Origin of the sequence: Kitasatospora sp. NPDC056273 (assembly GCF_042268845.1) — a bacterium.
Classification (GTDB): Bacteria; Actinomycetota; Actinomycetes; order Streptomycetales; family Streptomycetaceae; genus Kitasatospora.
In genome coordinates, this window is record NZ_JBHJSJ010000089.1 from 1 (window position 1) to 25,994 (window position 25,994).

A 25,994-nucleotide genomic window follows, 5' to 3' on the forward strand; every position below is an offset into this window, starting at 1 on the left:
AGCGGGTGACCGACTCGTTCGACGGCCGGATCGTGCTGCTGGACGGCGACAGCCGTGAGCAGATCGCGACCCGCCCGGCCACCGCGCCGGCCACCGCGGTCACCCCGGACAACCTGATCTACGTCATCTACACCTCCGGTTCCACCGGCAAGCCCAAGGGCGTCAGCCTCACCCACGCCAACGTCCTGCGCCTGTACAGCGCGACACGCGAGCAGTTCGCCTTCGGCGCCGACGACGTCTTCACCCAGGCGCACTCCTACGCCTTCGACGTGTCGGTGTGGGAGATGTGGGGAGCCCTGCTGCACGGCGGCCGGGTCGTCGTCGTCCCGACCGACGTCAACCGCTCGCCCGGCGAGCTGCTCGACCTCCTGGTCGCCGAGCAGGTCACCGTGATGCTCCAGACCCCGACCGGATTCCGGGCCCTCGCGGCCCTGGCCGGCGACGGTGACCCGCGCATCGACCAGCTCGCCCTGCGGCTCGTCGGCTTCGGCGGCGAGAAGCTGGAGACCTCCGAACTCCAGCCGTGGGTGGACCGGATGGGCCTCGACCGGCCCGCCCTGGTCAACCTGTACGGGCCGACCGAGACGACCATGCACTGCGCCTACCACCGGATCGGCGCCGAGGACCTCCGGCGGCCGAGCCGCAGCAACATCGGGCGTCCGCTGCGCGACCTCTCCGTCCACCTGCTCGACGCCGACGGCCAGTTGGTGCCGGTCGGGGTGCCCGGCGAGATCCACGTCGGTGGCCCCGCACTGGCCCTCGGCTACCTCGACCGGCCGGAGATGACGGCGGAGAAGTTCGTCCCGAACCCCTTCGGTCCGGCGGGCTCGCGCCTCTACCGCACCGGCGACCTGGCCCGGCGACTGCCGGACGGCTCGCTGGACTTCCTCGGTCGCGTCGACACCCAGGTGAAGATCCGCGGCTACCGCATCGAGCTCGGCGAGATCGAGACCGCGCTGCGCCGGCACCCGGCCGTCCGCGCCGCGGTGGTGACCGTCATCGAGGGGGCTCAGGGCGCCAAGCAGCTCGTCGGCTACTACGTGCCGCAGCAGGGCGCCGCACCGGCTGCCGCACAGCTCCGCGAGCACCTCGCCGCCGACCTGCCCGCCTACATGGTGCCGACGGCGTTCGTCGCCATCGACGCCATCCCGCTCACCAGCAACGGCAAGCTCGACCACCGCGCGCTGCCCGCGCCCGACCAGGCGTCCTTCGCCACGGTCGAGCACGTGGCGCCGCGTACCCCGGTGGAGGAGCGGCTCGCGGTGATCTGGTCGGACGTCCTGGGCGTCGCCCGGGTCGGTGTCGAGGACAGCTTCTTCGACCTCGGCGGCGACTCCATCCGTGCCGTCCGGCTGGTCGGCGCGGTGCGCACCGCCGGGTACGACGTCTCGATCCGCGACGTGTTCGAGTCACGGACGATCGCCGCGATGGCGGCCGGCCTCACCGGCCAGGGCGGCGAGTCCCTCGTCACGGCCGTGGAGCCGTTCGCGCTGATCGGCGCCGAGGACCGGGCCCTGCTGCCGGCGGGCGTCGTGGACGCCTACCCGATGTCGCAGATCCAGACCGGCATGCTCGTCGAGACGATGGCCGCCGGCCCGGCGGACCGGGCGGTCTACCACAACCTCAACTCCTTCCGGATCCGCGACGACCAGCCGTTCTCGCTGCCGGTCTTCCAGCAGGCGGTGGACGTCGTCGTCCAGCGGCACGACATCCTGCGCACGTCGATGCACCTGAGCGGCTACGCGCTGCCGCTCCAGCTGGTGCACGCCACGGCGGACTACCCCGTGACGCTGTGGGACCTGCGCGGCCTGGACATCGAGGAGCAGGAGCGCCGCAAGGCCGCCTACCTCACACAGGAACGCGCCGTGGTCTTCGACCTGACGGCCGCACCGCTGCTGCGGATGTCCGTCCTGGTCGAGTCGGACGGCTCGTGGCGGCTCAACTTCACCTACCACCACGCCGTCTCCGAGGGCTGGAGCTACAACGCCCTGATGATGGAGCTGGTGGAGTGCTACCAGCACCTGCGCGACGGCCGTGAGCTGCCCGCCTACGAGGCGCCGGCCGTCCGGTTCGCGGACTTCGTCGCGGCCGAGCTGGAGTCGCTGGCCTCCGAGGAGGACCGTGCCTTCTGGCAGGACGTGGTGGCGGAGCACGCGCCGCTGCGGCTGCCGGAGCCGTGGGCCGCACCGGAGCGCGACCCGCAGGACCGGCACGGTCTACGCGTCCCCTTCCACGACCTGGAGGAGGGCCTGCGCACCCTCGCCGCCCGTGCCGGCACCTCGCTGAAGAGCGTGCTGCTGGCGGCGCACCTGAAGGTGCTGGGCTCGGTCACCTCGGACCAGGCCTTCCACACCGGTGTGGTCTACCACGGGCGTCTGGAGGCGCCGGGCGCCGAGCGGGTGCTGGGCATGCACCTGAACACGCTGCCGTTCCCCGCCACCCGCGCGTCCGGGACGTGGAGTGAGGTGGTGGAGCGGGTCTTCGCGCAGGAGTCGGAGATCTGGGCCCACCGCCGCTACCCGCTGCCCGCCGTCCAGCGCGACAGCGGCACCCGCGAGCGCCTGCTCACGGTGATGTTCGAGTACCTCGACTTCCACCACGTGGACGGCGAGACGGTCGACACCGACGCCGGCTTCAACGACGGCTTCAACGAGTTCGCGCTCAACGTGGTCCCCAACAACGGCCACCTCAACATGGCGACCAGCGGTGAGTTCCTGAGTCGTGAGGCGCTGGGGCGTCTTGCGGGGATGTACCGGCTGGTGCTGGAGGCGATGGCGGCGGATCCGGACGGTGACGCGTCGGGTGTGGTGCTGGCGGAGGCGGAGCGGGCCGCGCTGGTGCGTGGTGGTTCGTCGGTGGAGTGGGGTGCGGGTTCGGCTCTGGAGCTGTTCCGGGCTCGTGCGGCGGCTGCGCCGGATGCGGTCGCGGTGGTGTTCGGTGAGGAGCGGGTTTCGTATGGCGAGCTGGATGCGTGGTCGTCGCGGATCGCGGGCCGGCTACGCGGGCAGGGGGTCGGCGCCGGTTCGGTGGTGGGCCTGTACCTGGACCGCGGCCCCGGTGTCCTGGCGGCGATGCTGGGTGTGTGGAAGGCGGGTGCCGCCTACCTTCCGGTGGACCCGTCGCTTCCGGCCGAGCGGGTGGGCTACATGCTCGCCGACTCGGGTGCCGCGCTCGTCCTGACCGACGCCGAGCCGGCCGGCCGGCTCGGTGAGTACACCGGCCCCTGGCTGGAGCTGGACGGCGGATCCGAGGAGAGCTGGGACGGCATCGTCCCGGCTGTCGATGAGCTGGCGTACGTGCTCTACACCTCGGGTTCGACCGGTCGTCCCAAGGGTGTGATGATCGGGCAGGGTGCGCTGGTGAACCTGCTGGGTTCGATCCGTGACGACGTCACGGGCGACAATGCGGGCACGTGGCTTGCTTCGACGTCGGTGTCGTTCGACATCTCCGGCCTGGAGCTGCACCTGCCGCTGATCACCGGTGGGACGATCGTGCTGGCCTCGGCCGAGCAGGCGAAGGACGCGACGGCGCTGGTGGAGCTGGTGGCCCGCAATGAGGTCACCCATGTCCAGGCGACTCCGTCGGGCTGGCGTCTGCTGCTGGCGGCGGGCTTCGACAACTACGCCGTGACCGCGCTCGTCGGCGGCGAGGCGTTGACCGTCGGCCTGGCGCGGGAGCTGCTGCCGCGGGTCGGCCGCCTGGTCAACGTCTACGGTCCGACCGAGACGACGATCTGGTCCGCGCAGGGCGAGGTCCCGGACGGCGTCGAGCGGGTCTCGATCGGCGGCCCGCTGGCCAATACTCAGCTCTTCGTCCTGGACGTGGACCTGAACCCGGTGCCGCAGGGTGTGACGGGCGAGCTGTTCATCGGTGGTGACGGTCTGGCCCGCGGCTACCTGGGCCGCCCCGACCTGACGGCCGAGAAGTTCGTTCCGAACCCCTTCGGTCCCGCAGGTTCACGCCTGTACGCGACCGGTGACCTGGCCCGTGTCCTCCCGGACGGCACGCTGGAGTGCCTGGGCCGCGCCGACGGCCAGGTGAAGGTGCGCGGTTACCGCATCGAGCTGGGCGAGATCGAGAGCGCCCTGCGCGAGCACGCCTGGGTCCGTGACGCCGTCGTGACGGCCCAGGAGGACGCGCACGGGGACAAGTCCCTGGTCGCCTACGTCGTCAGTGCCGACGGTTCCGGCCTGGACACGGTCGCGCTGCGGGAGTTCCTGTCCCGCTCGCTGCCCGAGTACATGGTCCCGGCCGCTTTCATGGAGCTGGCGGCCATCCCGCTGACCAACAGCGGCAAGGTCGACCACAAGGCCCTCCCGGCCGTCGACCAGAGCGCGTTCGCCACCGCCGAGATCGTCGCCCCGCGCACCCCGCTGGAGGAGCGGCTCGTGGCGGTCTGGTCGGACGTCCTGGGCGTCGCCCGGGTCGGTGTCGAGGACAGCTTCTTCGAGCTCGGCGGCGACTCCATCCGCGTCGTCCGCCTGGTCGGCGCCCTGCGCGCCACCGGCTACGACGTGGATGTCCGGTCGGTCTACCAGCACGGGACGATCGCGGAACTGGGCACGTACATCTCCGGCAAGGAGGTCGGTGGGTCGCTGGTCACCGCCGTGGAGCCGTTCGCGCTGATCGGCGACGAGGACCGGGCCCTGCTGCCGGTGGGCGTCGTGGACGCCTACCCGCTGTCGCAGATCCAGACCGGCATGCTGGTCGAGATGGTGGCCGCTCAGGAGCGCGGCGAGTCCGCCTACCTGAACATCAGCTCCTTCCGCATCCCGGACGCCGAGTCCTTCGACGCCGCCGCCTTCACGGAGGCCGCCGCCGTCGTGGCCGGCCGCCACGAGGCCCTGCACACCTCGATGCACCTGAGCGGCTACTCGCAGCCGATGCAGCTGGTGCACGCCGACACCCAGGTGCCGGTGGCGCTGCACGACCTGCGGGGTCTCGACTCCACTCAGCAGATCAAGGCGCTGCGGGCCTTCTCGGTGAAGGAGCACGCTGCCGCGTTCGACCTCGGGACCGCTCCGCTGCTGCGGATCGCGGTCCACCTGGAGTCGGACGAGGCCTGGCGACTGACCTTCACCTACAACCACGCCATCGCCGAGGGCTGGAGCTACCACTCGCTGCTCATGGAGCTGCTGGCGTCCTACCAGCACCTGCGCGACGGCCGTGAGCTGCCCGCCTACGAGGCGCCGGCCGTCCGGTTCGCCGACTTCGTCGCGGCCGAGCTGGAGTCGCTGGCCTCCGAGGAGGACCGCGCCTTCTGGCAGGGGATCGTGGACAACCACGCTCCGGCGCAGCTGCCCGACTCCTGGGCCGACCCGGCGACCGCCGGGGCCCGCGAGCCGCTGGGGACGGACGTCGCCTTCGGCGACCTCGAGGACGGCCTGCGCACCCTCGCCGCCCGTGCCAGGACCTCGCTGAAGAGCGTGCTGCTGGCGGCGCACCTGAAGGTGCTGGGCATGCTCAGTGCGGAGGAGGCCATCCACGCGGGTGTGGTCTACCACGGGCGTCTGGAGGCGCCGGGCGCCGAGCGGGTGCTGGGCATGCACCTGAACACGCTGCCGTTCCCCGCCACCCGCCCGTCGGGCACGTGGCGTGAGCTGGTGGAGCGGGTCTTCGCGCAGGAAGCGGAGACCTGGGCCCACCGCCGGTACCCGCTGCCCGCCGTCCAGCGGGACTCGGGGCAGAGCGGCCGGCTCATCGCGGTGCTCTTCGAGTACCTCGACTTCCACCAGGTCGACACCGAGACGGTCGACATGGCCGGCAACCTGAACGTCGGCGGCAACGAGTTCGCGCTCAACGTCGCGGCGATCGGCCGGCGGATCATGCTCAACACGACGTCGGACGTCGTCGGCCGTGAGGCGCTGGGGCGTCTTGCGGGGATGTACCGGTTGGTGCTGGAGGCGATGGCGGCGGATCCGGACGGTGACGCGTCGGGTGTGGTGCTGGCGGAGGCGGAGCGGGCCGCGCTGGTGCGTGGTGGTTCGTCGGTGGAGTGGGGTGCGGGTTCGGCTCTGGAGTTGTTCCGGGCTTGTGCGGTTGCTTCGCCGGATGCGGTCGCGGTGGTGTTCGGTGAGGAGCGGGTGTCGTATGGCGAGCTGGATGCGTGGTCGTCGCGGATCGCGGGTCGGCTGCGTGGGCGGGGGGTCGGGTCCGGATCGGTTGTGGGCCTGTTTGTGGACCGTGGTCCGGGTGTTGTGGCGGCGATGCTGGGTGTGTGGAAGGCGGGGGCTGCGTATGTTCCGGTCGATCCGTCGCTTCCGGCCGAGCGGGTGGGCTACATGCTCACGGACTCGGGTGCGGCGCTCGTCCTGACCGACGCCGAGCCGTCCGGGCGCCTGGGTGAGTACGCCGGTCCGTGGCTGGAGCTGGACGGCGGTTCCGAGGAGAGCTGGGACGGCATCGTTCCCGCCTCGGACGACCTCGCCTACGTGCTCTACACCTCGGGTTCGACCGGTCGCCCCAAGGGCGTGATGATCGGGCAGGGTGCGCTGGTGAACCTGCTGGGTTCGATCCGTGACGACGTGACGGGCGACAATGCGGGCACGTGGCTGGCTTCGACGTCGGTGTCGTTCGACATCTCGGGTCTGGAGCTGCACCTGCCGTTGATCACCGGCGGGACGATCGTCCTGGCCTCGGCAGAGCAGGCGAAGGACGCGACGGCGCTGGTGGAGCTGGTGGCCCGCAACGAGGTCACTCATGTCCAGGCGACTCCGTCGGGTTGGCGTCTGCTGCTGGCGGCGGGCTTCGACGATGTGTCGGTGACCGCGCTGGTGGGTGGTGAGGCGCTGACCGTGGGTGTGGCGCGGGAGCTGCTGCCGAAGGTCGGTCGCCTGGTGAACGTCTACGGTCCGACCGAGACGACGATCTGGTCCGCGCGGGGCGAGGTCCCGGCGGAGGTGGAGCGGGTCTCGATCGGCGGCCCGCTGGCCAATACTCAGCTCTTCGTCCTGGACGGCGCTCTGGAGTTGGTACCGCAGGGTGTGACCGGCGAGCTGTTCATCGGCGGTGACGGTCTGGCCCGCGGTTACCTGGGCCGCCCGGACCTGACGGCGGAGAAGTTCGTCCCGAACCCCTTCGGGCCGGCCGGCTCCCGCCTGTACGCGACCGGTGACCTGGCCCGCGTCCTTGCCGACGGCACGCTGGAGTGCCTGGGCCGCGCCGACGGCCAGGTGAAGGTCCGCGGCTACCGCATCGAGCTCGGCGAGATCGAGAGCGCCCTGCGCGAGCACACCTCCGTCCGCGACGCCGTCGTGGCCGCCCAGGAAGACGCCCAGGGAGACAAGTCCCTGGTCGCCTACCTGGTCCCGGTCGGCGGCTCCGGCCTGGACACGGTCGCGCTGCGGGAGTTCCTGGCCCGCTCGCTGCCCGAGTACATGGTCCCGGCCGCTTTCATGGAGCTGGCGGCCATCCCGCTGACCAACAGCGGCAAGGTCGACCACAAGGCCCTCCCGGCCTCCGCCACCACCGCGCTCTCCCGGGCGGCCTACGTCGCCCCGCGCACCATGGTGGAGGAGCAGCTGGCGGCCATCTGGTCCGATGTCCTCGGCATCGACCGCATCGGCGTCGAGGACAGCTTCTTCGAGCTCGGCGGCGACTCCATCCGGGCTCTGCGGATGCTGTCCGCGGGCCGGGAGGCGGGTCTCCCGCTGGCGGTCTGGATGGTCATGCAGGCCAAGAACCTGCGTGAACTCGCCGCCCTGGCGCAGGGTGACGGCGGTCGGACGCCGGAGCAGGACGGGATCGCGCTGCTCGCGGAGCAGCACCGGCTGCTCGGCGCGCAGGCCACCGGCGGACGCACGGTGCAGCTGCCGGTGAACGGGCAGGCCGACGCGGACGTCCTCGAAGAAGCGCTGCGGGCCGTGGTGCAGCACCACCAGGCGCTGCGTCTGCGGTTCGACGAGGCCGCCGACGGCCGCGCCCACCTGGCGGAGCCGAACACCGAGGCCCTGGTCCATGTCGTGGACCTCGGCGAGGTGCCGGCCGCCGAGCGGTCGGCGCGGATCGAGCGGGCGGTCGTCGAGGGCCGGGCGCGCCTGGACACGCGGGGCGGTTCGCTGGTGGACGCGACGCTGATCCGCTTCGGCGCGGAGAGCGGAGCGGCCGACCAGATCTGGCTGACCGTCCACGAGCTGGCGGTCGACCGGGCGTCCTGGACGGTCCTCGTCGAGGACCTGAACACCGCGTACCGGCAGCTCAACGAGGGCCTTCCGGCGACTCTGCCGCCGGTGGCGTCCCCGCTGCACTGGTGGGCGGAGCAGCAGCTGAAGCAGGCGCACTCCGACGAGCTGCTGGATCAGGCCGAGCTGTGGCTGGACCGGCCGAAGGGGGCCACGCTCCCGGTGGACCGTGCCCGGGTGGAGACCACCCACACCACGGCCAACACGGTCACGGCGACCCTGCCGTCCGAGCTGACCGCGTCCCTGCTGGCCGACGCGAACCCGGAGCACCTGGTGCTGACGGCGGTGGGCCGTACGCTCGCGCGCTGGGCGCAGGCCGACCGGATCGCCGTCGAGATCGCCGGTGACGCCCGCAGTGGCGCGACGGCGGACACGGCCGGCGACCCGTCGCGGACGGTCGGCCCGCTGGACCACGGCTACCCCGTGACCCTGCGACTGCCGCTCGGCCGGGACGCGCAGTCCTCGCTGAAGTCGGTCGCCCGGCAGATGCGCACCCTGCCCGACCCGGTGCAGGGATACGGACTGCTGCGTCACCTGGCGCCGGACCCGGAGGTGGCCGAGGAGCTGGCCGCCCTCCCGGCACCGGAGGTGCGGTTCTCCTTCACGGCGCCGCGGTCCGCCGCCGGCAGGCCGACGGCCCGCTCCCTGAACGGGACGCCGCCGCTGGTCTACCTCGCGGAGCGGGTCGTGGCCACGGCCGCCCCCGAGGCCCCGCGGGCGCACCTGCTGGAGATCGACGCGTACGTGTACGAGGGCCGGCTGTACGTCGAGTGGGTCCACAGCACGGACGTCCACGAGGCGGCGACCGTCCGCCGGCTGGTCGACGAGCAGATGGCGGAGCTGCGGGTGCTGCTCGGCGAGGACGACGGCACGGACGCCGCGTCGGGCCGCCGCCCGGTGCGCCGGTCGAGCCGCGGCAGTGCGGCCGAGTCGGTGCTCGCGGACCTGCGGGCCGAGGAGGTGATGGCCGACCACGCCATCCCGGGTGCCAGCCTCGCCCTGATCCACGACGGTCAGGTGACGGCGGTCCGCAGCTACGGCGTGCTCGGCGCCGGGGAGAGCGAGCCGGTCACCCCGGACACCCTGTTCGCGGTGGGGTCGATCAGCAAGCACGTGACGACCTACGCGGCACTGCGGCTGGTCTCGGAGGGTCTGCTGGACCTCGACCGGGACGTCAACCGCGATCTGACGTCCTGGCAGGTCCCCGGGGAGTTCCAGGAGCCGGTCACGGCGAGGCTGCTGATGGCGAACCTGGCCGGGTTCGCCCCGCACCCGGCCGTGAACGAGGGCCACTACCCGGACGACGACGAGCAGCCGACGGTGCTCGACATGCTGTACGGGCGGGCGCCGGCCAAGACACCGCCGGTGCGCCGCCAGGACGTGCCCGGCCAGGTGTTCCGACAGAACTCGGTGCACTACTCGGTGCTCCAGCAGGTGATGGCGGACCTCACCGGTGAGGCCTTCCCCGACCTGGTGAAGCGTCTGGTGTTCACACCGCTGGGCATGACGGGCAGCAGTTTCGACCCGATGTTCCCGCACGCCTCCGGGCGGCCCTTCGCCCGGGGACACGACGTGGTGGGCACCCAGGTACGGGGCGGCTACATCGTCCAGCCGGAGCCGGCCGCGGCCGGGATGTGGAGCACCGCCGAGGACCTGGCCAGGTTCGCCGTCGAGATCCGGCGCGGCTACCTGGGGTACTCGGACGGCCTGGTCGACCAGCAGCTGGTGCGGCAGATGCTGTCGCCGCAGTCGGACCGCAACTACGGCTGGAGCACCATCGTCGACACCACCAGTGGGGACGTGGAGTTCGGCCACGGCGGTCAGGCCTACGGCTACCAGGCGATGACCGGGCTGCGGGTGCACTCGGGCGTCGGCTCGGTCCTGCTGACCAACGCGGTGAGCGGGCGTGAGCTGGTGAAGCACATGATCGTCGCCACCTGGTCCGCGCGGACCAGGGTCGCGGGACTGTGGCAGAAGGCCATCGACGAGGCCGTGCAGCAGGAACGGGCGCGCGCGGCGGTCGCGGGGCAGCACCGGTGACCGTTCCCACGGCGACGCCGTCGGCCCCGGCCCGGGCCCTGCCCGGGCCGGTGCCCCTGCGGCGCAACGCCGACTTCATCCGGCTCTGGGTGAGCGCGGGGATCTCGCGCTTCGGCACCTCGGTGACGATGGTCGCCTACCCGCTGCTGGCGCTGTGGCACACGGGATCGGCGAGTACGACCGGGCTGGTCACGTTCGCCGCCGCGCTGCCCAACCTGTTCGTCCAGCTGCCGGCCGGCGCGCTGGTCGACCGCTGGAACCGGCGCAGGCTGATGGTGGGCTGCGACATCGTCTGCGTGACGGTGGTCGCGAGCATCGCCGTGACCGAGCTGTGCGGCCGGTTCTGGCTGCCGCAGCTCATGCTGGGCGCGTTCCTGCAGTCCGCGATGACGATCCTCTACCAGCTGTCGGAGCGGGCGGCGGTGCGGACCGTGGTCGAGCCCGGGCAGCTGTCGGCCGCGCTGGCCCAGAACGAGGCGCGCGGGGCCGCCATCGGCCTGCTCGCCCAGCCCGGCAGCAGCCTGCTGTTCACGGTGGCCCGCTGGCTCCCGTTCGCGGCCAACGCGGCCGTGGGCCTGGTCGCCGCCGTCCTGTTGGTGACCCTGCGGCGGGCCCTCGGCCCGGCGCAGGCCGACCGGGCGGTCCCCCCGGGCGGCACGTCGCTGCGCGCCGCGGTCGGGGAAGGGGTCCGCTGGCTGTGGCGGCAGCGGTTCCTGCGGGTGATGACCTGTGTGTTCGCGGGCAGCAACCTGGTCTTCCAGGTGCTCCTGCTGGCGGTGCTGGTGCGGATCCACAACGGTGGTCACCCACCGGCGGTGGTGGGCCTGGTGCTCGGCGCGGGCGGGCTGGGCGGCATCCTCGGGGCGCTCAGCGCGGGCTGGTGGTCGCGCCGGTCGGACCTGTACCGGACGGCGGTGGCCGGCTTCGCGGTGTGGACGGTGTTCATCCCGGTCTCGGCGTGTTCCGGCTCGCCCGCGCTGATCGCCGCCTCGCTGGCCGGCATCACCTTCGTGGCCAGCCTGTTCAACGTCACCGGGAACGTCTACCAGATGCAGGTCACCCCCGAGGCCCTGCAGGGGCGGGTGAACGGGGCGTCGAGCTTCCTGTCCTCGGGGGCGAACTCGCTGGGCGCCCTGGCCGGCGGCTGGCTGGTCGACCGGGCGGGCCCGTCCGCGACCGGCTTCGTCCTCGGCGTCGCGGTGCTGGCGCTGACCGCCGTGGTGGCGTTCAGCCCGGCGGTGCGCGCCGAGCACCGCGCCTCCGCGGCGCCCGGCGGCCCGGCGCCCGCCTCCGCGACGCCCGGCGGCGGGACGCAGGAGCCGCCCGCGGCGGCCGAATCCGCCGGTATGGGCGGGATATAGGGCTCCGGGAGAGCGTGTGGACGCTGGCGGAGTGCCAGCAGTTGTGACGCCTCCGCGCACGATTCCAAGGAAGGACCCCGATGACAGGTTCGATGACCGGCGCGGCGGCCGACTGGTTCCGCAGCTACCGGGCGACGCCCTCCCCGGCCCTGCGCCTGGTGTGCTTCCCGCACGCAGGCGGGGCGCCGACGTCCTACCGGACCTGGGCACGGGCCGTTCCCGACGATGTCGAGGTGCTGGCCACCTGCTACCCCGGCCGGCAGGACCGGTTCGCCGATCCGTTCGCGGCCTCGCTGCCCGAACTGGCCGATGACATCGTGGCCGCCCTCGTCCCGCTGCTCGACACGCCGATCGCGCTCTTCGGGCACAGCATGGGCGCCTACGTCGCCCACGAGGTCGCCCTGCGGCTCCAGGAACGGCACGGGGTCCAGCCGGTGCGGCTGTTCGTCTCCGGCGCCGAGGCACCGCACCTGGCTACGCCCCCCGGCCGGGCCGAGGACGACGAGGCCTTCGTCCGCGAGCTCCGGCAGCTGGGCAGCGGCTCGATGGGCGAGATCGAGGACGCGGCGCTGCTGGAGCTGGTCCTGCCGAGCATCCGGGCCGACTACCGGCTGCTGGACGCCTACCACCCGGTGTCCGGCACCCGGACCGGCTGCCCGCTCGTGGCGTACGTCGGCGACAGCGACGAGGACTGCGAGGTCGACAAGGCCCGCGCCTGGTCGCAGACCACGGCGTCCGCGTTCGAGTTCCGGGTCTTCCCCGGCGGCCACTTCTACCTGGAGGCGCAAGAGCAGGAGCTCCTCGGCCACATCACCGGCCACCTCCGCAGCGACCTCCGGCTCAGGCAGGCCCTCGCCGGTCTCAGCCGTACCTGATCACCCGGAGCCACAGATCCCATGACCGAAAGGAAGAGCGGCGCCATGCACGAGCACCTGGTGAGCCGACTGGAAGCACACAGCCGCACGATCCCCGACAAGACCGCAGTGGCCTTCGTCCGGGTCGTCGACGGGGAGCCCGTCGAGGAGACGCTGACCTACGCCGAACTCGACCGGGAGGCGCGCAGGATCGCCTCGTGGCTGGCCGGACGCTGCACGGTCGGCGAGCGGGTGATGCTGCTCTACGGCACCGGCCTGGAGTTCGTGAAGGTCCTGATGGGCTGCATGTACGCGGGCGTGGTCGCCGTGCCGGCGCCGGTCCCGGGCAGCCAGCGGGGCCATGACGCCCGCTCGGTCGGCATCGTGCGTGACACCGACGTCCGGCTGATCCTCACCGACACGCCGAACGCCGGCGTCGTCAGCGCCTTCGTGGCGGACTCCGGCCTCACCGGGGTCGACGCCGTCGTCACCGACACCCTGGAACTCGCCGAGGCGCCCGGATGGCGGGTGCCGCAGCTCGGCCCGGACACCCTGGTCATCCTCCAGTACACCTCCGGCTCGACCAGCACCCCCAAGGGCGTCATGGTCACCCACGGGTCGCTCTTCCACAACCTGCAGCTGATCGAGCGGGCCTTCGGCCTGGACTCCGGCTGCCTGGTCGCCAGCTGGCTGCCGCAGCACCACGACATGGGGCTCATGGGCAAGGTGCTGGAGCCGCTCTACCTCGGCACCACGACCTACCTGATGGCGCCGATGGACTTCCTGCGCCGTCCCTACCTCTGGCTGGACCTGGTCTCCCGCAAGAGGATCCACACCACCGTCGCGCCCAACTTCGCCTACGACCTGTGCGTGCGCCGGATCACCGACCAGCAGGTCGCCACCCTGGACCTGTCCCACCTGCGCAACGCGGGCAACGGCTCGGAGCCCATCAGCGCCGCGACGCTGCACCGCTTCGCCGAGAAGTTCGCCCCGGCCGGCTTCAGCCTCGACGTCTTCAACCCCTGCTACGGCATGGCCGAGACCACGCTGCTGGTCACCGGCACGCCGCCCGGCCGCCGCCCGGCGATCACCTCCGTGGACGGCGACGCGCTCGCCCACAAGGTGCTGCGCCCGCTCCCCGGTGACCTGGAGGCCCCCAAGCTGGTGAGCAGCGGCCAGATCCACGGGCTCGACGTGCGGATCGTCGACCCGGAGACCAGGACCACGCTGCCGGACGGCCGCGCCGGCGAGATCTGGGTCCGGGGCCGGAGCGTCACGGCCGGGTACTGGAACAACCCGGAGGAGACCGAGCGCACCTTCCGCGCGATGACCGCCGAGGGCGAGCGGGGCTTCCTGCGCACCGGCGACATCGGGATCATCCACGACGGCGAGCTGTACGTCACCGGCCGCACCAAGGAGGTGCTGGTCATCAACGGCCGCAACCTCTACCCGCACGACCTGGAGCGTGAACTGCAGACCGTGCACGCCTCGTTCCAGGGCCTGGTCGCCAGCGTCTGCTCGGTCCCCGCCGACGGCGAGGAGATCGTCGTCATCCAGGAGTACCGGCCCAACCCGGCCAACCCGGTCGAGCTGCCCGAACTGGCGCGCCGCGTGCGCGGCGAGCTCGCCGAGGCGGCCGGCGTGAAGGTGTCGAACGTGGTGTTCCTGCGCCCCGGCCAGGTGCACCGCACGACCAGCGGCAAGATCCAGCGGCGGCTGATGCGCGAGAAGTTCATGACCGGCGCCCTGGAGCCGCTGTACGAGGACCTCAACACCGCGACCAGGAAGCGCTACCGCACGCCCGAGACGGCGGCCGCCGCGACCGGGGGCACGGGGGAGACGCCGTGACCTCCACCCCGTACCCCGCCGTCCTGGACTTCGACCGCGCCCTGGGCGACCCGGACGACGCGGGCCGGCTCTTCTCCTACGCCCGTTGCGGCGCACTCGACGACCGCGAGGAGTTCCCGGTCGAGATCTGCCGCGAGCTGGACTTCCTGGGCCTGCCCGGCCACTACGTCCCCGCGCGGTACGGCGGCTCGCTGCACCGCTACGACGAGGTGCTCCAGCTCATGCGCGCCGTCGCCCGGCGCGACCTGACGGTGGCCATCGCGCACGGCAAGACCTTCCTGGGCGCGGTGTCCGTCTGGGTCGGCGGCAGCGAGGAGCAGGCCCGCGAGCTCGGCCGGCTGGTGGCCGACGGCACCGTCGTGTCCTGGGGCCTGACGGAGCGCGACCACGGCAGCGACCTGCTCGCCGGGGAGGTGGCCGCCCACCGGGAACCGGACGGCGGCTACCGCCTCACCGGCGAGAAGTGGCTGATCAACAACGCCAACCGGGGCCGGCGGATCTGCGTCCTGGCCCGCACCGGCGAGCAGGGCGGCGCCCGCGCCTACAGCCTGCTCATGGTCGACAAGCAGAGCCTCCCCGGCGGCACCTACCGGCCGCTGCCGGCGGTGAAGCTGCACGGCATCCGCAGCGCCGACATCAGTGGCGTCGCGTTCACCGACGCCCCCGTACCGGCCGCCGCCCTGATCGGCGCCGAAGGCGGGGGCGCGGAGATCGTCCTGAAGAGCCTCCAGCTGACCCGCACCCTGTGCGCCGCCCTGTCGCTCGGGGCGGCGGACCAGGCGCTCGGACTCGCCACCGGGTACGCCCTGGAGCGCCACGCCTACGGCAGCCGCCTGATCGACCTGCCGCAGACCAGGCACCTGATCGCCGCGTCGTACGCCGACGTGCTCCTCGCCGAGGCCACCACCCTGGTGGCCGGACGGGCCATCCACGCCCTCACCGGGGAGCTGGCGGTGGTCTCGGCCGTCACCAAGTACTTCGTCCCCACCCTCGTCGACCAGGTCGTCTCCCGCCTGTCGACGGTGCTGGGCGCCCGCTCCCTGCTGGTGGGCGACACCTTCGAACACGGGCGCTTCCAGAAGGTGCAGCGCGACCACCGCATCGTGTCCATCTTCGACGGCAACACCGTGGTGAACCTCCACTCGCTGGTCAACCAGTTCCCGCAGCTGGCCCGCCAGGCCCGCCGCGGCGAGGTGGACCGGGCCGGCGTCGAGACGGCGGCCACCCTGACCGCCGAGCTGCCGGACTTCGACCGCGAACGGCTCTCCCTGCTGCCCCGCCCCGGCGGCAGCATCGTGCAATCCCTCTCCGACGGCGTGGCGGAGCTGGCCGAACTGGCCCGCCAGGGCGTGGTCCCTACCTCGCTGGCCCGCAACGCGGAGGCGATCGCCGCCGTGGCCGACGAGGTCGCCGCCTCCATCGCGGCCCACCGCCCGGTGGCGACCGACGTCCCGGTGGCCGCCTTCTCCCTGGCCGAGCGGTACGCCCGCTGCTTCGCCGCCTCGGCGGCGATCCGGCTGTGGCTGCGCAACCACGCGACGGCCGGCGCCGGCCACCCGCTCTGGCAGGACGGCCTGTGGCTGGAGGCCGTGCTGGTCAGGCTGCTGGACCAGCTGCTCCCCGGCCGGCCGGACACCGACGGCGACGTCCTGGAGCGCCTGGTGCCGGTCCTGATCGAGCAGCAGGGCCGGGGCGACCTGCCGTCCCTGCTGACCCACCCGCTCGTGAAAGGCCGCTCATGACCACGGCACCCGCGGCACCCCCCGCGTCGCCCTTCACCGACCTCGGCACCCCGGCCGCACTGGAATCGCGGTTGGGCGACCCCACCGACCCCGGCAACCCGCTGGGCTTCGCCGCCCTCCTGAACGCGGACGAGCGCGGCGACCTGCTGTCCGCGGGCGAGCGGGTGCTGGACGCCTACGGCCTCGGCGCGGAGTTCGTCCCGGCGGCGCTCGGCGGCCGGCTCGGGCAGGCCGACCACCTGGCCAGGGTGCTGCGCCCGCTGTTCCGGCGCGACGTCGCGCTGGCGCTCGGCCACGGCGCGAGCAACCTGGTCGGCTCCGTGAACGTCTGGTCCTCGGGCAGTGACAAGCAGCGCCGCTGGCTGGCGGACGTGCTGCTGCGCAACGGCCGGGTCGCCGCCGGGTACACCGACATGTCCACCGGCAACGACGTCTCCCGCACCGCCTTCAGCGCCCGGGTGGAGCGCGACTCGCTCGTCCTCAACGGCCGCAAGGAGATCATCAACAACCTCGCCAGGGCCGAGGCCGTCACCCTGCTGGCCCGCACCCGGGAGGAGGCCGGCAGCCGCAGCCACTCCATGGTGCTGGTCGACATGGCGAGCGTCCCGCGCGACCGGCTGCGCTTCCTGCCGCGCTACCGGACCAGCGGGGTGCGCGCCCTGTACCTCGGCGGCCTGGAGTTCCAGGACTGCCCGGTGCCCGTGACCGCGGTCGCCGGCGGGTTCGGGGAGGCCATGGAGACCATCCTGCGGGCCTTCCAGGTCACCCGGGCGGTGCTGCCCGCGGCCGCGGTCGGCACGGTCGACCAGCAGCTGCGGACGGTGATGGACTTCGCGGTCCAGCGGCGCCTGTACGGACGGGCCGTCTCCGAACTGCCGCACGCCCGCTCCCTGCTGGCCGGCGCGTGGCTCGACCTGCTCGTCGCCGACAGCCTCGCCACCACGGTCTGCCGCGCCCTGCACGTGCTCCCCGGCCAGACCAGCGTCTACGCGGCGGCCGTGAAGTACCTGGTGCCGACGCTGATGCGCGAGGCGGTCGACGCCATGGCCGTCGTGCTGGGCGCGCGCTCCTTCCTGCGCGAGGGCGAGCACGGCGTCTTCCAAAAGCACCTGCGCGACCTCCCGGTGGCCTCGCTCGTCCACGCCGGCGGAACGGTCTGCCAGGCGACGATGATCCCCCAGCTGCCGCGGATGGCACGCGGCGGCTGGCTGAGCGACGACGGCGCGCCGGCCGAGCTGTTCACCATGGACCGGGCCCTGCCGGAGCTGGACGCGGAACGGCTGAGCGTCATGGCGGGCCGTGAGGACCCGCTGATGGCGGCACTGCCGCAGGTGGCCGCCGAGCTGGCCGGGGACCGGGTGCTCGGCCCGCTGTGCGCCTCGCTGGTGGGAGAGCTGCGCCGGCTGAAGGAGCGGTTCGGCGAACTGGCCCCCCGGGACCGCACCCCGGTGGCCAGTGCGGGCACCTTCGTGCTGGCCGAGCGCTACGCGGTGCTGCTGGCGGCCGCCGCCTGCCTCGGCGTGTGGCGCCACAACGCGGACAACCCGGACCCGTTCCTGTGCGACACGGCCTGGCTCGCCGCCGCGCTGGGCCGGCTGGCCGGCCGGCTCGGCTGCGGACCGGAGACGGACGGCGTACCGGAGCCCGTCTTCGCCGAGCTCGCCCGCCGCCACGAGACCCGCCGCGGCTTCGACCTCACGGGCCGCCGACTGGCCTGACCCGAGTACCGGCCGGACGCCACCGGCCGCTCCACGTCCACGCGCGGACCCTCCGCGCATATCGGCTTTTTCATCCCAGAAGGGAGCCGGTGATGTCGACCTGTCATCAGCTTTCCCACGCCCAAGAGGCGCTGTGGTTCCTCTACGAACTCGACCCCGAGGGCAGCTCCTACAACACCGGCGTCGCCGTACGGGTGCTGTCCCCCGTCGAACTGCCCGCACTCCGGGAGGCCGTCGCCGCCGCCGTCGCCCGGCACGAACTCGTCCACTCGCTGTTCGACAGGGTCGATGGGGTGCCCGTCAGCACCCCCCAGGCCCACGAACCCTTCGCCCTGCTGGTCGAGGACCTGGGCCCGGTCGGCGACGACGAACTGCGCACCGCCGTCCGCCGGGCGCTCAACGAGCCGTACCACCTGCGCGACCGCGGCGCCTTCCGCTTCGTCCTGCTGCGCCGCTCCGAGACCGACGCGGTCCTGCTGATCGGCGGCCACCACATCGCCTCCGACGCCGTCTCGGACCTCGTCCTGCTGCGCGACATCCTCGCGGGCTACCAGCAGGCCGTCGCCGGCGAGGAGGCCGCGCCCGCCCCGGTCGCCTACACCCACGACACGTACGTCGCCGCCGAGCAGCGCCTGCTCTCCTCCCCGCGCGGTGCCCGCGCCGAGGCGTTCTGGCACGGTGTGATCGAGGGGGCGCAGCCCGCGCAGATCCCCACCGACCGCCCCCGCACAGCCGGGCCCACGCCCGTCGGCGCCACCCACCACCTGGAGCTCGACGCCGGTCAGGTCGAGGCACTGCGCACGGCCGCCCGTGCCTGCGGCGTGACCCTCTTCTCCTTCCTGCTGGGCGCCTTCCAGGGCCTGCTCCACCGCTACACCCGGCAGAACGACTTCCTCATCGGCTGCCCCACCACCACCCGGCTCTCCCCGCCGATGCGCGACGTCGTCGGCAACTACATCAACACCCTGGTCTTCCGCGGCAGCTTCGCCCCCGGAGCCACCTTCCGCGACGCCGCGACGACCGTCGACGGCCAGGTCCGCCAAGGCCTCGCCGCCGTCGGCTACCCCTTCGCGCGGCTCACCCGCACGGCCAACCGCCCGCGCACCAGCGCCGGCTCCTCGCTCTGCCAGATCACCTTCAACCTGATCGGTGTCGCCAAGCCCGACCCGCTGATGAAGCTGCTGCTGGACGGCGAGGGCGAGCACAACACCATCGAGCACCACGGCCTGACCATCAGCCCGTTCGAACTGCCCCAGGCCGAGGGCCAGCTCGACCTCGCGGTGAACGTCCGCCAGAGCAGCGACTGCCTGACGCTCGACTTCCGCTACAACGCCGTGCTCTTCGACCTGTCGACCATCGAGCGCTTCGCCTCCTACTACGTGCGCGCCCTGGACACCGCCGCCGCCGACCCGGACCAGGTCATCTCCCGGCTGCGCCTGGTCCAGGCCCCGGCGCCCTCCCGCCCGTCGGACCAGGAGGCCGTCCGTGTCTGAGCCGCCGGGGTCCGGCCTGCCGCTCCCGGACGGGGTCAGCCAGCGCACGCTGCGGGCCGGCGGGCGCAGCGTCCGGATCGCCGAGGCCGGTCAGGGCCCGCTCGTCGTCCTGCTGCACGGCTTCCCCGAACTCGCGTACTCCTGGCGACACCAGCTCGCCGGCCTGGCGGCGGCCGGGTTCCACGCGGTCGCCCCGGACATGCGCGGCTACGGCGGCAGCGACAGCCCCGAGGACGCGGCCCGGTACACGATCCACCACCTGGTGGGCGACGCGGTCGCGCTGATCGACGCGCTGGGCGAGGGCCCGGCGGTGCTGGCCGGCCACGACTGGGGCTCCCAGGTGGCCTGGCACACCGCCCTGATGCGCCCCGACCGGGTCAGGGGCGTGGCCGGCCTCAGCATTCCCTACCGCCCGCGCTCGCCGCTCAACCCGCTGCCCGCGATCCGGCGGGGTATCGGCGCGGGCCACTACATGCTGTACTTCCAGACGCCCGGCGTCGCCGAGGCGGAGCTGGAGCGCGACGTGGCCGCGTCCTTCCGCCGCCTGCTGAACGGCACCTCGGGATCGGCCCCCTACCGGGCGCCCGTCGTGCCGGACGGCGGCGGACTGCTGGACCTCTACCCCGAGCCCGCCGTACTGCCCGGTTGGCTCAGTGAGGACGAACTCTCCGTCTACACGGCCGAGTTCACCAGGACCGGCTTCACCGGAGGGCTGAACTGGTACCGCAACCTCGACGCGAACTGGGATCTGACCGCCCCGTACCAGAAGGCGGCCGTCCAGGTGCCCGCCCTCTACCTGGCCGGTGAGGAGGACTTCGTGATCAAGGGCGCGGACCCCGCCCGGCTGGAGTCCGAACTGCGGCAGTGGGTCCCCGACCTGCGCGAGATGCTCCTGCTCCCCGGCTGCGGCCACTGGATCCAGCAGGAACGCCCGGAGGAGGTCACGGCCGCCCTCGTCGCCTTCGCCCGGTCGCTGAGCTGACCGACCAGCCCCACCCCTTCCTTCGTTCCGTCCCCTTTCCGTTACCACTTCAGATGTCGAGGAGACACACCGATGACCACTGCCGCGATGACCACCGAGATCCAGCAGGCGCCGATCGCCGAGTGGCTGAGGGAGAAGGTCGCCTTCTACCTCGAGGAGCCGGTCGACTCCATCCGGACCGACACCAAGCTGGCCGAGTACGGCCTCGACTCCCTCCACGGCCTCACCCTGTGCGGCGAGATCGAGGACGAGTTCGGCATCGAGGTCGCACCGACCCTGGTCTGGGACTACCCGACCGTCGATGCCCTCTCCGGCCTGCTCGCGGAGATGCTCGCGGAGCACGGCAACCGGACCGCCTGACCCCCCGTGGCCGGACCGCGCGGGCGACCACGCGGTCCGGCCGACTGCCCGAGGCCGCCGACCGGCTCCCCCCGCACCAACAGAAAAGGAGTGAACCAGTTGCTGGTGATGACTCGCACAGCCGAGCCGGCGGAGACCGCCCGCCCCGGTGAACCGGCCGAACCGAGCACGTACACACGGCTCATCGACCTCCTCGACCGGTCCGGGTGCCGTTACCGGATGATCCACCACGCGGCGGAAGGCCGTACGGACGTGGCCAGCGTCCTGCGCGGCCACCCCCTGCAACAGGCCGCCAAGTGCCTGGTCCTGCAGGTCAGGACACCCGGCCGGGGCACACGCCACGCCCTCGCCGTCGTCCCCGGCGACCTGCGGGTCGACGTGGACGCCGTCCGGGACCTGCTGGGCGGCACGCGCGCCGGATTCGCCTCCCTGGAACGGGCCGAGCGCCTCACCGGATGCCGGAGCGGATCCATCGTGCCGTTCGCGTTCCACCCAGACCTGGAACTGATCGTCGACCCGGAACTCCTCGAAAGCCCGCGGCTCTATTTCAACGCGGCCCGCCTGGACCGCTCCGTGGCCCTGGACACCGGCGACTACTTCGACCTGGCACGTCCACGAATAGAACCGGTGGCCGAACGCCCCGCCTGAAATTCCCGGCAGGCCCGGAAGTAGAAGAAAAATATAGCCGCGGTGGCGACAGTAGTCCTCGGTGCTGCCCAGGGCGTCCCGGTTCCTGGTTGATCACACGAGGAGAGACGACAATGCCATCAATCCCGGCCCCGGGCACACGGATCGCTGCCATGGGGCACTACCTGCCCGGCACCGTCCTGACCAGCGAGGCGGTCGCCGAACGGCTGACCGTCGACGCGGAGTGGATCCTGACCCGCACCGGGATCAGCGAACGCCGCATCGCCGCCCCGGACGAGACGGTCGCGGACATGGCCGTCGCGGCCGCCCACGACGCCCTGGCCAACCTCGCCCGGGACCGGGACGGCCTCGACTCCGCCTCCGACATCGACACGGTGATCGTGGCGACCGCCAGCGCGGAGTCGACCATGCCGGCCGTCGCCGCCCGGGTCGCCGGACGGCTCGGCCTGGCCGCGCCCGCCGCGTTCGACGTCAACAGCGCCTGCGCCGGCTTCTGCCACGCGCTGGCCGTGGCGGACTCCCTGATCAGGTCGGGCACCAGCCGGGGCGCCCTGGTGATCGGCGCGGACAAGGCCAGCTCCTGGCTGGACTGGTCCGACCGGGACACCGCCGTGCTCTTCGCCGACGGCGCGGGCGCGGCGGTGGTCCTGCCGCACCACCGCCGCGCCATCGGCCCGGTGGTGTGGGGCAGCGTCGGCGAGCACGCCGACCGGATCGTCATCGACCCCGACACCCGCGTCCTGCGCCAGGACGGCCGCGCCGTCTACCGCTGGGCGACGAGCCTGGGCCCCATCGCCGCCCGGATCTGCGCGGACGCCGGCATCCGTCCCGCCGACCTGGCCGGCTTCGTGCCCCACCAGGCCAACCTGCGCATCATCCGGGCCCTGGCCAACCACCTCGACCTGTCCGGCGTGCCCGTCGCCACCGACGTGGCGACCACCGGGAACACCATGGCCGCGACCGTCCCGATCGCCCTGTCCCGCATGATCAACCGCGGCGACATCGACACCGGCGGCGACGTCCTGCTCTTCGGCTTCGGAGCCGGCCTCACCTACGCCGGACAGATCGTCCACCTCGACCCCGTCCCCGCGGTCATCCCCGTTCCCGTGGTCAAGTCCGTCCCCGCGGTCAAGTCCGTCCCCGCCTTCAACCCCGTCGCCGCGGCCAGCCCCGTCGCCCAGGCCCTCACCGCCTGGATCACCTCCGCGATTCCCCAGCCCGTTTTCTGACCCCCATTTTCCACTCCGCCTTTCCCCTGGCCAGGGGAAAGGCGGAGTGAATGCGGGGTGTATAGGAGCGGCATAGCGCCGCGCGGAATTCTGGACCGCATGACCAGATACAAGCGGCATTTCCTCGTCGCCGTCACGGCGGCCGTATCGACGTTCCTGCTCCTCACCTCGGCGACGCCGTCATCGGCCGCGACCCAGGCCACCACCCCGTGCGGCTACTCCGAAGCCGCCGGTCACTCCTACTGGAACAACTGCGGCACCACCAACGCCTACATCGTCGTGGGTTACCGCTCCGTCCCGGACACCGGCATGTGCATGGCCCCGGGCGTCACCGAGATCCTCGCGCTCGACCAGATCGTCTTCGCCACGTACCAGCGAGCCTGCTGACGGACCGCTCAGCAAGACGGCGCGCCGCTCACGTCCGCCGACCCGTGGACGTGAGCGGCGCACCGGTCGGTCGAACCACGCGGTCTCCCCCTCGGGGCTTTCGGTGCCGTCAGCGGCACCAGCGAGTGCCGAAGACCGCACAGACGTCGGCGGACCCGCTGTAGTCCTCCCACCTGAACTGTGGGCCCGGCAACCGGTTCCGCCCGCCCTACCTGGCGGAGTGGGTCGGCGGTGGGACGACCAGGGCGTCGAGGGCCTGTTGGGCTCGGCCGAGGTTGTCCTTGCCCGTGCGGCATAGCCCGGCCTTGGCGGACTCTCCACCATGGTGGTGGACTTCCAGTCCTCGGTGATGACCAGGATCTCGGCGGCGCTGTAGCCCTGGTCGGCGCGGTCGGCGGCGCGCAGGCCGTGGCTGGTGGCGACTGACCCCCGCGCCTGCGGGGAGGACCAGAGCGTCTGACGGTTCGCCGCCGGGACTCCCGGCTGACCCCCGCGGGCGCGGGGAGAACCCCATGCCGTCCCTGCGACAGGTCTGTGAGCACGGCTGGCCGGCCGGCACCGGCTGGAACGCGTGCGCACCGACGACCTCGGCCGCCGGGGCGCGCCCTCAAGCGGGGACGAAGACGTCCTCGTCGGCCCCGTCGAGGATGAACCCGTTGTCGAAGCGGACCCGCACGCTCACGCGGGGCGCTCCTTCCCGGAAGGCGGTCCACGCGGGCTCCAGCGAGCGGACCTTCTCTTCGAGCTGCCTCCTGCTCCCCGCGGGCATCTCGCGCCCGAAGGCGTCGAGCAGCGACTTGAGCCGCTCGTACTCGCGCACGTCGTCGCTCTCCTCCTGGTGGACGACCATCTGCTCGACGGTGCCGCCGGTGCCCGCCGCCAGGGACAGGAAGCCGATGACGACCCCCGACACCTCGGCCGGATCGGTCAGCCGGGTGTCCGCCGCCAGCACCACTCGCTGACCTGCCTTCAGAGTCATCTGCGCCCCGTCTCCCTCGTGCCGGCTGCGTCCGCCGCGCCTGCCGCATCCGTTACGTCCGCTGCGTCTGCTGCGTCCACAACATCCGCCACGTGCGCGCGGCGCAGGAACGCCTCGACGAGGCGGTCGGTGAAGGCCTGGTCCACGGGCTCCGCCGTCACCAGGACGCGGTGGTAGACCGGCCCCACGAGCTGGTCGATCTCCGCCGCCGTGTCGAGTCCGGCGACGAGCTGTCCGCGTGCCACCGCACGCTCCAGCGGCAGCCGGTCGCGCCGGCGCTGCTCGTCGAGGTACCCGGACCGCAGGGCGGCGGCGAACGCGGGATCGTGCTGGGCGTGCCCGATGAGGGCCCTGAAGACGGCGCCCGCGTCGGACCGGGTGAGGAACTCGGCCAGTTGACGCAGGTGGGCGCGCAGGTCCCGGGCCAGGTCGCCGTGGTCCGGCGGGGTCAGGGCCTCGGCCGCGTCCTGGAGGAAGGCGTCCAGGAGGATGTCGGTCTTGGTCTTCCACCACCGGTAGACGGTCTGCTTCGCGACGCCCGCCCGGGCGGCGATGCCCTCGATGGTGACGCCGGTGAAGCCCTTCTCGACCAGGAGGTCGTCGGCCGCCTCCAGCACTGCCTGCCGGGCCTGTTCGCTGCGGCCGTGGCGGTTGCCGTGGTGGCGTGCCGCCGGTTCCGGCCCGGCCGCGGCGGCCGTACTTCCTCGTTGCATGTGTGCCTCCTGTGGCCAGGGTAGGCCAGAACCTCTAGACGATACGCAACGGTGCGTCTAGTCTAGGGTCATGACACTCACCAACACCCTCGAAGACCCCCGCGTTGCCTCCGCCCTCGACCGGATGTTCCGCAACGCCGAGCAGGACGAGGCGACCGGCAGGCGGATCCGGGCGGCACAGCCGGAGGACTCCGCGCCCCTCAGCCCGCAGGAGCAGGCCGACGCCAAGGCGGAGGTCTACATGCCGATCTCCGCCCAGGGCGGCCGCCTCCTCTACAACCTGGTCCGGGCCACCCGCCCCGCGACCGTCGTCGAGTTCGGCACGTCCTTCGGCATATCCACGCTCCACCTCGCCGCCGCGGTGCGCGACAACGGGACGGGGCGGGTGATCAGCACGGAACTGAGCGCCGCCAAGGCCGCGGCCGCCCGCCGGACCTTCGCCGAGACGGGCCTGGACGACCTGATCACCGTCCTCGAAGGAGACGCCCGCGACACCCTCGCCACGGCCACCGGCCCCGCGGACTTCGTCCTCCTCGACGGCTGGAAGGACCTGTGCCTGCCCGTCCTGCGGCTCCTCGAACCCAGCCTCGCCCCCGGCACCCTCGTCATCGCCGACGACGTCGACCTGCCGGACCTCACGCCCTACCTCGACTACGTCCGCGACCCCCGCAACGGTTACCAGAGCGTCACGTTCCCCGTGGAGGACGGCATGGAGATCAGCTGCCGCCTCTAGACCTGTGCGTCGTCACGATCGGTCTGCAGACCACGAGTCTGCCGGCCGGGATCCGCGACGAGATCGACGGATACGTCCTCCAGGATTCCCGTCTCCCGGCGATGGAGGTCATCACCGACACCATGCCTCGTGCACTTCGGCATAGAGGCCGGAACCGCCCAGATGATCGCCAACGACCACGACCTCCACCACGGGGAATGACGGGGTCCCGCCTTGGCCGCCCTCGGACGGCTGGCTCATCGGCATCCTGCGGGTTCGTTTCCCTGCGGGCCGACCGCCGTACCCACCGCCACCGGCTCAACCGTGGCGGCGACCGGCAGGCGAACTCCGCCCTGCACCGCATCGTCATCTGCCGACTGCGATGGGACCAGCGCACCAAGACCCACGTCGAACGCCGCACCGCCGAAGGCCTCTCAAAGAAAGAGATCATGCGCTGCCTCAAGCGCTACGTCGCCCGAGACATCTACAACGCCCTGACCAGGCACAACGCCTCATCATCGGCCCAGAACACCCCAGCAGCAACCGCTGCTTGACATCCGTAAGAGCATCCCCCGCGCCTGCGGGGAGGACTTCCGGACCCAACGTCGGGCCTGGCGAACCACCGGCTGACCCCCGCACTCGCGGGGAGGACGGTGTCCACGGACACTGATCCGTGGCTCTGCGTCACTTTGAGTGATTGATCATGGCGAGAGCAGAATCCGGCGACGGAGTAGGCCGAAGCCAGCCC

14 protein-coding genes and 2 pseudogenes are annotated in these 25,994 nt (G+C 72.3%); 14 read left to right on the plus strand and 2 right to left on the minus strand.

Features of this window, described 5'->3' with window-relative positions; translation table 11 throughout:
* Positions 1-32 precede the first annotated feature (32 nt).
* The 12 genes and pseudogenes from ACFCY1_RS39415 to ACFCY1_RS39470 all read left to right on the plus strand — a co-directional run bounded on the left by ACFCY1_RS39415 (position 33) and on the right by ACFCY1_RS39470 (position 22,842).
* The gene (locus ACFCY1_RS39415) at positions 33-10,220 is read left to right on the plus strand and encodes an amino acid adenylation domain-containing protein (RefSeq protein ID WP_375877644.1); all 10,188 of its coding nucleotides are present in this window, start codon (positions 33-35) and stop codon (positions 10,218-10,220) included.
* Positions 10,217-11,581, plus strand: coding sequence for an MFS transporter (locus ACFCY1_RS39420; protein ID WP_375877645.1), 1,365 nt, complete (start codon positions 10,217-10,219; stop codon positions 11,579-11,581). Before ACFCY1_RS39415 ends, ACFCY1_RS39420 begins: the two co-directional genes overlap by 4 nt.
* 80 nt (positions 11,582-11,661) lie before the next feature.
* Positions 11,662-12,456: a thioesterase II family protein gene (locus ACFCY1_RS39425; protein ID WP_375877646.1), complete on the plus strand. Its 795-nt coding sequence runs from the start codon at positions 11,662-11,664 to the stop codon at positions 12,454-12,456.
* Between the two features lie 21 nt (positions 12,457-12,477).
* Positions 12,478-14,283: a fatty acyl-AMP ligase gene (locus tag ACFCY1_RS39430; RefSeq protein WP_375877647.1), complete on the plus strand. Its 1,806-nt coding sequence runs from the start codon at positions 12,478-12,480 to the stop codon at positions 14,281-14,283.
* A complete protein-coding gene (locus tag ACFCY1_RS39435) occupies positions 14,280-16,025 on the plus strand; it encodes an acyl-CoA dehydrogenase family protein (RefSeq protein WP_375877648.1) in 1,746 nt (581 codons plus the stop codon). The genes ACFCY1_RS39430 and ACFCY1_RS39435 overlap by 4 nt, the downstream gene beginning before the upstream one ends.
* A complete protein-coding gene (locus ACFCY1_RS39440; protein ID WP_375877649.1) occupies positions 16,022-17,743 on the plus strand; it encodes an acyl-CoA dehydrogenase in 1,722 nt (573 codons plus the stop codon). The genes ACFCY1_RS39435 and ACFCY1_RS39440 overlap by 4 nt, the downstream gene beginning before the upstream one ends.
* A 92-nt stretch (positions 17,744-17,835) precedes the next feature.
* Positions 17,836-19,236: a condensation domain-containing protein gene (locus tag ACFCY1_RS39445; RefSeq protein WP_375877650.1), complete on the plus strand. Its 1,401-nt coding sequence runs from the start codon at positions 17,836-17,838 to the stop codon at positions 19,234-19,236.
* Positions 19,229-20,218, plus strand: coding sequence for an alpha/beta fold hydrolase (locus ACFCY1_RS39450; RefSeq protein WP_375877651.1), 990 nt, complete (start codon positions 19,229-19,231; stop codon positions 20,216-20,218). Before ACFCY1_RS39445 ends, ACFCY1_RS39450 begins: the two co-directional genes overlap by 8 nt.
* 72 nt (positions 20,219-20,290) lie before the next feature.
* Entirely contained in the window at positions 20,291-20,578 is a 288-nt protein-coding gene (locus ACFCY1_RS39455; protein ID WP_375877652.1) for an acyl carrier protein, read from the plus strand.
* A gap of 108 nt (positions 20,579-20,686) precedes the next feature.
* The gene (locus ACFCY1_RS39460; RefSeq protein WP_375877657.1) at positions 20,687-21,226 is read left to right on the plus strand and encodes a YbaK/EbsC family protein; all 540 of its coding nucleotides are present in this window, start codon (positions 20,687-20,689) and stop codon (positions 21,224-21,226) included.
* A gap of 113 nt (positions 21,227-21,339) precedes the next feature.
* Positions 21,340-22,296: pseudogene (locus ACFCY1_RS39465) on the plus strand (beta-ketoacyl-ACP synthase 3); the annotation flags it as partial.
* A 258-nt stretch (positions 22,297-22,554) separates the two neighbouring features.
* Entirely contained in the window at positions 22,555-22,842 is a 288-nt protein-coding gene (locus ACFCY1_RS39470) for a DUF6355 family natural product biosynthesis protein (RefSeq protein ID WP_375877653.1), read from the plus strand.
* Positions 22,843-23,449: 607 nt separating this feature from the next.
* On the opposite strand, the gene ACFCY1_RS39475 is transcribed toward ACFCY1_RS39470, so the two are convergent.
* Both ACFCY1_RS39475 and ACFCY1_RS39480 read right to left on the minus strand, forming a co-directional pair.
* Entirely contained in the window at positions 23,450-23,821 is a 372-nt protein-coding gene (locus ACFCY1_RS39475; RefSeq protein WP_375877654.1) for a hypothetical protein, read from the minus strand.
* Positions 23,818-24,534: a TetR/AcrR family transcriptional regulator gene (locus tag ACFCY1_RS39480; RefSeq protein WP_375877655.1), complete on the minus strand. Its 717-nt coding sequence runs from the start codon at positions 24,532-24,534 to the stop codon at positions 23,818-23,820. Before ACFCY1_RS39480 ends, ACFCY1_RS39475 begins: the two co-directional genes overlap by 4 nt.
* A 70-nt stretch (positions 24,535-24,604) precedes the next feature.
* Here ACFCY1_RS39480 and ACFCY1_RS39485 point away from each other — a divergent pair, with 70 nt between their 5' ends.
* Positions 24,605-25,267 (plus strand): O-methyltransferase, encoded by a 663-nt coding sequence (locus tag ACFCY1_RS39485; RefSeq protein WP_375877656.1) that lies wholly within the window; start codon positions 24,605-24,607, stop codon positions 25,265-25,267.
* Positions 25,268-25,515: 248 nt separating this feature from the next.
* Positions 25,516-25,800 (plus strand): annotated as a pseudogene (locus ACFCY1_RS39490) (IS110 family transposase); the annotation flags it as partial.
* Between the last annotated feature and the right edge of the window lie 194 nt (positions 25,801-25,994).